Raw genomic sequence first — 9,200 nt, 5'->3', positions numbered from 1 at the left:
GGGCGCGGCGGTGCTCAGCGGATGTGACGCGCGAGATCTGCGACCCTACCCATCAGCACTTCCATCGGTCCTCGCTGGAAGACGCGCAGCCAAAGCACCGCAAAAGTGCTGATAACCACAACGAAGCCAAAGAGCGTGGACAGGCTCTCGTCTTTGAAAATGTTTATCTTCATAAGATAGGCTATTCCCGCAATGTGCAGCACATAGGCCGTCAAAGACATCGAGCCGACTGCGATTATTGGCCAGACCAGCTTTCGCAGACGCGGGAGCGCATCCACAGCGAGCATGCAAGCCGCCAAGATGATCATTGCGCAACCGGTGCTGCCCACGATCGAAAGCGTCGTTTCGCTATGAGGTGCGGCTATCCATGACGACTTGACTATAAATGACGACTTGGAAGGCTCAAAAGCGCCGTCAACGTCAGACCACCACAAGGAGGTTTCAGTCAAAGCGCGGGAACTCAGCGCGAGCAAGGATCCCCCATGGCCCAACACGGCCAGCGCGACCCCCGCCAGACCAAGGCGCCAATGCGCTGCTAGCGTATTAAGATTAAGGCGCGCGATGGCCATGCCAGCGATGAGGAAAGGAACCCAGGTCACCGCGGGATAGTAGCCGTTGACCATGAGGTTGAAGACCGGGTCGAGGAGGTTGGGGGCAACCGACAGAAGGGAGGAACGGACTTGCGGGAGAACTAATGCCGTAGCGGCAGCGATCAAGCCCAGCTGATATGCGCTGAGCCGATGGAGCGGCAATACCAACAAGAAGCAAATTCCGTAGTATTCTAGGATGACTTCGACCTGGGTACCGAGGCAGCCCAGGATTGAGCCAAGCGCGAGCAAAACAAGGGCACGAATTGCGACTCTGGCGATGGCCTGTCTACCGGCTATCCCCGACTTCGGCGCCTTGCGACCTGTAATCAGGAGGATTGAAAAACCGGCCAATACGGCAAACAGGGCCGACGGCCGCCCATGGGTTAGTTCCATCAGAAACCCGACTAGTCCTCCTTCGCCGGGGTCGGGACCGAGATGGGCGGCATACATCCCGAAGACAGCCAGGCCCCGAGCGAGGTCGATGCCGACCAGCCGATCTACTACCGACCCATTCCTAGCGTCGGCAACCGGTGCCTTCATTACCATGGTAGATTCCCTTGTTGGGTGTGTGGATCGCGGGAGCCGCGATAGGAGAGCCGGTCGGCTGCTGCCGTCGCCTCGTGAAAGGGTTCAAAACATCGCGCCATCTGGCGCATCGAGCCGGCGACAGAGCTGTTCAGCCATTAGCCTGGGGTAAGAACAACAGATCGGCTCACAAAGCCTGTGTCACGGACCTGAAAAGTGGTGTCGCGGAACCGTCGTTTTTTGCATGATGGCTAAGCCGAGAGATCCACTGCACCGACGAGAGACTCAGCGACGTTGGATATCCGATCAGTACGCCGCGGCTCCGCCGGTGACGATCACCCCGGGTGTCAAGGCCAGGGCGTAAACCTGCCATAATCTGTGGTGGTGCGCCCGCGACCAATCCGTTCGACAAAGCTCGGCGCATGGTCGAGCCAATCATATTCTTCCATGTGGCTGTTGCCTGAAAAACCGAAGACGCCGTTCGCTGGTCCAGCTGTTCCAGACCTCGGCCTGCGTCGGTCGTTAGAACCGGCGCGCCTGTTTCCCAAATCAATTTGCTGATGCAGCCGCCGGGGGTCACATTGAGCAAAAGTGCCGAGGTCAGGACGGGTTTCATAGGGGCTCTTCGTTTGGCTTTGTTAACGACCCCTTTCTTGCAAGTTGTAGCTGACAGCAGCCTGAAAGCTCCCCAAATAATTCGCTGCCGCCGGTTCAGCCTATTGTCAGCTTCGACCAATAAGATGGGAGCCTTGCCCTCATACCGGAGCTCGGCAGCATGATGCGAATACTGCTCACTGAAGACGATAAGGACCTTGGAAGTGCTATGCACGATCATTTGGTGGCTGGTGGCCACGCGGTCGACTGGGCCAAGAACCTGTCCGAAGCGCGCGATTATGCAGCTGTGGTCGGCTACGACCTTATTTTGCTCGACGTTCACCTGCCGGACGGCAATGGGATCGACTATCTGCGGGAGCTGATCAAGGAACTTGAATCGGCACCGGTCATCATTCTGACAGCCTGCGATCGGATTTCGCATCGCATCGAGGGCTTCAACGCTGGAGCCGACGACTATTTGGTCAAGCCGTTCGATCTGGGGGAACTCTCAGCGCGTATCCATGCAGTGGCACGTCGCCATGGGCATTTTCCGGAGCCGCAATTTTCGGTTGGGACGCTTTCCATACAGGCAGCCGAGCGACGCCTCTTCCGCGAGGGGCAGGAGGTCTACCTGACTTGACGCGGGTGGGCGGTGCTCGACTACCGTCTGCCCCAGCCCTGCACGGTCGTTTCAAAAGGGAAGATCGTGGACGCGCTTTTCGGCAGACGGCGCTGATTCATACTCTAAAAGAAAATTCGGCTTCCAGTTGCCTTGGCCATGACTGCCCTTCCCGAGAGATGGGTGACAGTTCATTCCGGATAGATGGGTTAAACTTTCGGCCCTTTGCAAGGAGAGCAAGGTGCCTTGGAAGGAGTGTAACGTCATGGAAGAGCGGCTGAAGTTCGTCGCCCGGCTGCTGGACGGCGAGAAGATGGCGGTGCTTTGCCGGGAGTTCGATATCTCGCGCAAGACCGGCTACAAGATCCTCACGCGCTACAACGACAGCGGCCTGGAGGGGCTGACGGACCGATCGCGGCGGCCCTATCGCCACGCCAATCAGCTTCCGTTTCAAATCGAGAAGCTGATTGTGCGCCTCAAGCAAGACAAGCCGACATGGGGTGCGCCGAAGATACGCGAGCGGCTGGCCCGGCTGTATCCGGATGTGCACCGGCCCGCGATCTCGACCGTGCATGCCGTGCTCGACCGCCACGGCATGGTCGAGCGCCGCAAGCGCAGGCGCAACAGGGCGACGGGGACACCACTTTCAAACGGCTGTCGCCCTAACGATCTTTGGTGTGCCGACTACAAGGGCGAGTTCGGCAGAGAACACGGCCGGGACAGGGGATCACAAACACTTGACCGTTCCAGACCCTGGCAGTGGCGCATCGATTGACCGTTGGCTCTGTTCGTGGGCACCGAAAATAGGGCCTTCTTGGTCCTCGGCAGAGAATATGGCCCGGACGGGGGATAACAAACACTTGACCGTTCCAGACTCTGGCAGTGGCGCATCGATTGACCGTCGACTCTGTTCGCGAGCGCCGAAAATACGGACGACCCCTATGGTCAAAGTGCACTTCTGACCTGCTAGGCACTGTTCGATAACTGGAGGCACCCGCTACAGTGCCCTCGTATTTAAGACACCTGTCAGTTTCAAGCCTGGACATTGACGCGTGGCGCGGCTGCCATTCGTTGACCGCCACGTCGAATTGCCCGCCAACCAGTGTACAGCCGCCGGTGGTCACATTGAGCAAAAGTGCCGAGATCAGGAGGGGTCTCATAGGGGCTCTTCGTTTGGCTTTGTTAACGACCCCTTTCTTGCAATTGTAGCTGACAGCAGCCTGAAAGCCCCCAGATATTCGCTGGCGCCGGTTCAGCCTACTGTCAGCTTCGATCAATAAGGCAGGAGCCTTGCCCTCATACCGGAGCTCGGCAGCCTGATGCGAATACTGCTCATTGAAGACGACGACGACCTTAGAAGTGCTGTGCACGATCATTTGGTGGCTGGTGGCCACGCGGTCGACTGGGCCGAGGGCCTGTCCGGAGCGCGCGGTCATGCAGCTGTGGCCGGCTACGACGTTATTTTGCTCGACGTTCACCTGCCGGACGGCAATGGCATCGACTATCTGCGGGAGCTGATCAAGGGGCTTGATACAACGCCGGTCATCATTCTGACAGCCCGCGATCGGATTTCGCATCGCATCGAGGGGCTCAACGCTGGCGCCGACGACTATTTGGTCAAGCCGTTCGATCTGGGGGAACTCTCGGCACGCATCCGTGCAGTGGCACGTCGCCAAGGGCATTTTCCGGAGCCGCAATTTTCGGTTGGGACGCTTTCCATACAGGCAGCCGAGCGACGCCTCTTCCGCGACGGGCAGGAGGTCCACCTGTCTGGACGCGAATGGGCGGTGCTCGACTGCCTTCTACGCCGGCCCGGTTCGGTCGTTTCAAAGGGGAGGATCGAGCACGCGCTTTATTCATTCAATTCGGAGTTCGAGAGCAACACAGTGGAGGTTTATGTCAGCCGGCTCCGCAAGAAGATCGGCGGGGATAGAATAGCAACCGTGCGTGGCTCCGGATACAGGCTCGTGGTCACATGACGAACTCGAACAGCATGACGAGAAAGCTGCTATCGTGGTTAGGCGGGGCAACGCTCCTGGTTTGGATCGCCGCCCCAACCATGGCTGCGTTCATTTTTTGCAATAATGTAAACGAAAGTTCGGATGACTTGCTCCAGGGGAGCGCAAAGTACAGACAACCAGAGCTGATCAAGGTCTTGAATGGAAAACACGTTGATCAATACAATAACAACTTTCCAACTTACGAAAAGTACTTTACCTATCGTGAGCAGGTTATTAATAAGTACGGGATAGTGCTTATTTCTGAACCGGAAGAGGGTCAGCAGCCCTTCCCTGATGCTCCCCTGAGTAACGGCTTTTGGGGAAACGCTGATTACCGCGTCTACACAGAGGAGATCCAAGACGGCGTGTATCATCAGTTGGCCGAACCGCTTGATGGCCGCCGTACCACAATCGCGAAGGGCGCACTTTTTGTCTTCCTTCCGACACTCGTGCTCCTGCCCTTTAGCTTAGCTGTTTGGTGGATCGTGATCCGGCGCTCGCTGCGGCCAATCGAGGTACTGCGACAGCAGATCGGATCGCGCGACGGCGGCAATCTGTCACCAATGGACTTGGGCGATTTCCCGGCAGAGTTGGCTCCAATCGCGGCATCCGTCAATCGGCTTCTCGATCGTCTGCGGGCGGCTCTCGAGGCCGAACGCGAGTTCGCCGCAAACAGTGCGCATGAACTGCGCACGCCGATCGCAGGTTCAATCGCTCAGATGCAGAGATTAGTGGCCGAGCTTCCCAATGGGTCGGCCAAAATGCGTGCGCGCGGCATCGAGCAAGCGCTGTCGAGCCTTGGCCGCCTTGTCGAAAAAGTGCTTCAGCTCGCTCAAGCCGAATCGGGGGTTGGCATGGCGGATCACGCGATCGATCTTGTCCGATCGGTTCGGCTGGAAATCGACGACCTGAGGAAAAAGCCGCAATATGCCGGACGCCTGCATCTTAACGTCGACGGCTGCCCCACTTTGATGCGCAAAGTGGATGTCGATGCGTTTGGGATCCTCCTTCGTAACCTGATCGAGAATGCGCTGATACATGGACTGCCCACTGTTCCGACAACAGTTTCCGTCCAAACTGATGGAACCATCGCTATTGCAAACGCCGGACCGGTGGTGCCCCTCCCCGACCTCGAAGGGCTTACAAAGCGATTTAGTCGTGGTGCTACTCCTGCTGCGGGCTCAGGCCTTGGTCTACATATCGCTAACATGGTTATCCAGCGGATCGGTGGCAGTCTAGAGCTTGCGTCGCCCGCCCGCGGTCGCAATGATGGTTTCGAGGCGATCATACGAATTCCTCAATGACACCGGTGAATTCGACGACAGTTGGACACAGGGCGGATTGCTGGCAAGGCTGCTGACATGGCGAACTGTACGGCAGTATGTATACGGCGTAGAAATCGTACTTCACACAACGCATTTCGGCCGCGGCAATCAATGCCGCTATCATCGTCTGAGCAGTTCGATCGAAGCGACACGACATGATCGGCAAAATCGAAGGCTCCGCCTCACCGCTCGCTGGATTTCGCCCGGGGAGAAAAAAGGCCATCCGAGAAAGTGCAAGCCGCCGCGAAAAGGCGACGTGTCCAATTGTCTGGGTGCCCCTGTGCGCCGGCCCGATCGGGTTGGCGCAGGTCCAGTAAGGACCCGGACCAACCATTCCATTTAGACGACCGGCAGGTTTTAATCGGCGTCCGGATCGCCGTCCCAAAATGCCCCAAGTATACGGCTAGAAAGGCTGCCAACGATCGAGCTTTGGTCGGAGGCGTGCTTGTCAGCGTCTTGGGTGCTTGACCGGCCTTTGCAATGGCCATCGCCATCGCAAGTATCGTGCGTGGCCAGTGAGACCGCAATTTCATCAGCCTGGAGCCGACCGTATCGGTGCTTTTTTATGATTTAGGGATTTTTCGTTTTCCTCTTGGATCATCACGGGTTTGGAGAGGATCTGGTGTTAAGTGCCATTCGGAGCGCCGGCGAACCGCCCGAAATTAATGTGGTCGAGTGATGAAGCCTCCCGAATGCGTTAAACGAGACCCTTTATGGCGGCCCTGGCTGACAACAGTCTGAAAGCTGCAAGCGGCATGCGAAAATGGGGCGATCCTGAATGACGACAGATGCTATCAACATGAAAGAGGCTCGCCCTGAAAGCTGAGCACGCTTTATGCTCAGGCTGCTGACAAGGCCAAAGCAGCGTAAGTGCGTAGTGAAATCCAAGGTCCACATGGGTCGTCGCGCGTCCCGTGCGCCTGGGAAGGCGCCGGCCCGGCCAAGCTTTCCCAGCTCGTCCGCATGATGCTTCGCTGAGCGTCAATGGACGTTGGCGCGAGACCAAGGCGTCGTGCGTTGCAATCCGGACGGTCCAGGGTATCAGGAGTTTCACGGCCTCGGCCCGCTTGGCTGGCCACAGTTGAAGCTCCAACGTACCGGCTGGCACCGGGAAATTGGGCTCTGCGCTGCCTCAACGCTGATGGCACGGTCAATGCTTGCCTACCGATGGGGCCGCCCATGCCGTGATGCTGTCGGTCGACGTTCGCAAACCAGACCCTCGCGAGACCCAGCGAAGGGGCTCGCCGGTACGACGAGGGACCTTACCTCTTTATGCGCGGCATCATTATCGAGGATGACATGTTGCCTTACACGTCGTCCCTCGCGCTCGGGTCTTTGTGGGGCGGATGAAGTCCTGATCGCGGTGGCACTGCTGCATGTTTGCGTAAGACCCATCCAGTCACGATCGCGCTGTCCTTCGATGTCGCGGTGCTGATAGGCGGGCAGATCGGTGTGCGCGGCGCCCGCCAAAGGATCGTCGTCACGCCGGAGGAGGCGAGCGTCATAGCCGGCGCGCCGGCGAAAGGCGCTTTCTGTCGGATGCCCGACAATGTCGGATATCGCAAGTATCAAGGTTGGATCAAACCTTGCGAATCGGGGCTTTCTTACTTGGCACGGGGCATGCTCAGGTATCCGCAAACACCCAATGGATAACGAGCAGACTTCCCATGGCCTCACCATGCCGAAAGTTTCCCGGACGCATCCAAAGATGAGGCTCGCGTCAGGCCCAGCAACACGCTGACGGCTCATGTGGCTCGGCGTCGCGTGCCGATCCACTTTCTCCCAATAGGCGTTCGGGAGACATAGATCCTTCAAAATGAGGAACAGATCACTTTGCCAGGAACGCAGCCCATAACCCCACTCTCCCTATCAGAACTACCAAGCAAGCCCCGCACTCATGGGCTTCGCAGGACGTCCGTTGCGTCCGAGTTGGTCGGCGCGGGGACGGCTCCGATCCCCGTCGCATGGGAGGACGGCAAGGCGAGGGATTTCGTGCTCGACAACGGCATGGAGGTGGTCGTCATTCCCAACCACCGGGCGCCGATCGTCACCCACATGGTGTGGTACAAGATCGGCAGCGCCGACGAGCCGCCGGGCAAATCCGGCATTGCCCATTTTTTCGAGCATCTGATGTTCAAGGCGACGACCAACCATGCGGCCGGCGAATTCGACCGCGCAGTGTTCGAGATCGGCGGCTCGCAAAATGCCTTCACCTCCTCCGACTACACCGCCTTCTATCAGACAGTGGCGCCGTCGGCGCTCGAGCTGATGATGAGCTTCGAGGCCGACCGAATGCGAAACCTCATCCTGACCGACGATGTCGTCAAGACCGAGCGCGACGTGGTCATCGAGGAGCGCCGCTCAAGCACCGACACCAACCCGCAGGACGTGCTCCATGAGGAGATCGACGCGACGCTGTGGCAGAACCAGCCCTATCGCATCCCGATCATCGGCTGGATGCAGGAGATCGAGCAGCTGAACCGCGTCGACGCCACCGCCTTCTATGAAAAGTACTATTGGCCCAACAACTCCGTGCTGATCGTGGCCGGCGATGTCGAACCGGACACGGTGCGGGCGCTGGCCGAAAAGACCTATGGCAAGGTGGCGCGTGGACCTGACCTGCCGCCGCGCATCCGGCCGGTTGAGCCCGAGCAGAACACCAGGCGCACCGTCACGCTCTCAGACGCCCGCGTCAGCGTGCCCAGTTTTTCGACGCAGTGGGTGGTGCCGTCCTACCACACCGCCAAGCCGGGCGAGGCCGAAGCGCTCGACCTGCTGGCCGAAATTCTCGGCGGCGGTAACCGCGGCCGGCTCTACCAGGCGCTCGCTGTCCAGCAAGGTATCGCTTCCAGCGCCCGCGTCTATTTCCAGGGCACTATGCTCGACGACACCAAGTTCGCCATCTATGGCGCACCGCGCGGCGATGCCAAGCTGGCTGATCTCGAAGCGGCGGCCGCTGCCGAAGTCGCCCGCATTGCCGAGGATGGTGTCAGCAACGAGGAACTAGGCAAGGCCAAGGACCACTATTTGCGCAATATGATCTTTGCGGAAGACAACCTGGACTGGCTCGCCAGCATCTACGGCTCGACGCTGGCCACCGGCGGTACCGTGAAGGATGTCGAGGAACGGCCGAATCGCATCCGCAAGGTTACCCCCGAGCAAATCAAAGCAGTTGCCGCCCGCTATCTCGCGTTCGACCGTTCGACCACGGGCTATCTCTTGCCCAAGACGCAGAATCAAGAGATGACGCTCGGCGCTCGGCCCCATGCTGCGATGAACATCCAGGAGGTGAAGTCCGAAAAGGGCATCATCGCCTGGCTGGTGGAGGACCACACAGTGGAAATCGTCAACATCGGCTTTGCCTTCAAGGGCGGCACCAAGCAGGACCCGGTCGGGAAGGAGGGGATGGCCAAACTGATGGCCGGCCTGTTCATCGAAGGCGCTGGCCATTACGACAGCGATGCCTTCCAGGTGAAGCTCGACCATGCCGGCGCCGAAATGAGTTTGGACGCGCAAAGCGACGACATCTACGGATCGGTGTGCATGC

The 9,200-nt window shown here is 58.8% G+C and carries 5 protein-coding genes and 2 pseudogenes; 6 read left to right on the top strand and 1 reads right to left on the bottom strand.

The genetic code is table 11. From position 1 onward, the window contains the following. Window positions 1–14 precede the first annotated feature (14 nt). Window positions 15–1,136, bottom strand: coding sequence for a DUF418 domain-containing protein (locus EOD15_RS21715; protein WP_024505387.1), 1,122 nt, complete (start codon window positions 1,134–1,136; stop codon window positions 15–17). 754 nt (window positions 1,137–1,890) lie between these two features. Here EOD15_RS21715 and EOD15_RS21710 point away from each other — a divergent pair. From EOD15_RS21710 to EOD15_RS21685, 6 genes and pseudogenes are all read left to right on the top strand, one after another. After that, a complete protein-coding gene (locus tag EOD15_RS21710) occupies window positions 1,891–2,349 on the top strand; it encodes a response regulator transcription factor (protein WP_245458615.1) in 459 nt (152 codons plus the stop codon). Between the two features lie 244 nt (window positions 2,350–2,593). Then, window positions 2,594–3,028, top strand: a pseudogene (locus EOD15_RS21705) (helix-turn-helix domain-containing protein); the annotation flags it as partial. 619 nt (window positions 3,029–3,647) lie between these two features. Next, the gene (locus EOD15_RS21700; RefSeq protein ID WP_024505389.1) at window positions 3,648–4,307 is read left to right on the top strand and encodes a response regulator transcription factor; all 660 of its coding nucleotides are present in this window, start codon (window positions 3,648–3,650) and stop codon (window positions 4,305–4,307) included. Beyond that, on the top strand, window positions 4,304–5,632 hold the full coding sequence (locus EOD15_RS21695) for a HAMP domain-containing sensor histidine kinase (RefSeq protein ID WP_127317690.1): 1,329 nt from the start codon (window positions 4,304–4,306) through the stop codon (window positions 5,630–5,632). Before EOD15_RS21700 ends, EOD15_RS21695 begins: the two co-directional genes overlap by 4 nt. Before the next feature lie 1,401 nt (window positions 5,633–7,033). Continuing rightward, a complete protein-coding gene (locus EOD15_RS21690; RefSeq protein WP_024505391.1) occupies window positions 7,034–7,306 on the top strand; it encodes a hypothetical protein in 273 nt (90 codons plus the stop codon). Window positions 7,307–7,582: 276 nt separating this feature from the next. Continuing rightward, window positions 7,583–8,887: pseudogene (locus EOD15_RS21685) on the top strand (pitrilysin family protein); the annotation flags it as partial. Window positions 8,888–9,200 lie beyond the last annotated feature (313 nt).

Source organism: Mesorhizobium sp. M7A.T.Ca.US.000.02.2.1 (assembly GCF_003996995.1).
In the GTDB taxonomy this organism is placed as follows: domain Bacteria; phylum Pseudomonadota; class Alphaproteobacteria; order Rhizobiales; family Rhizobiaceae; genus Mesorhizobium.
This window is presented reverse-complemented; position numbering and strand designations above follow the sequence as displayed.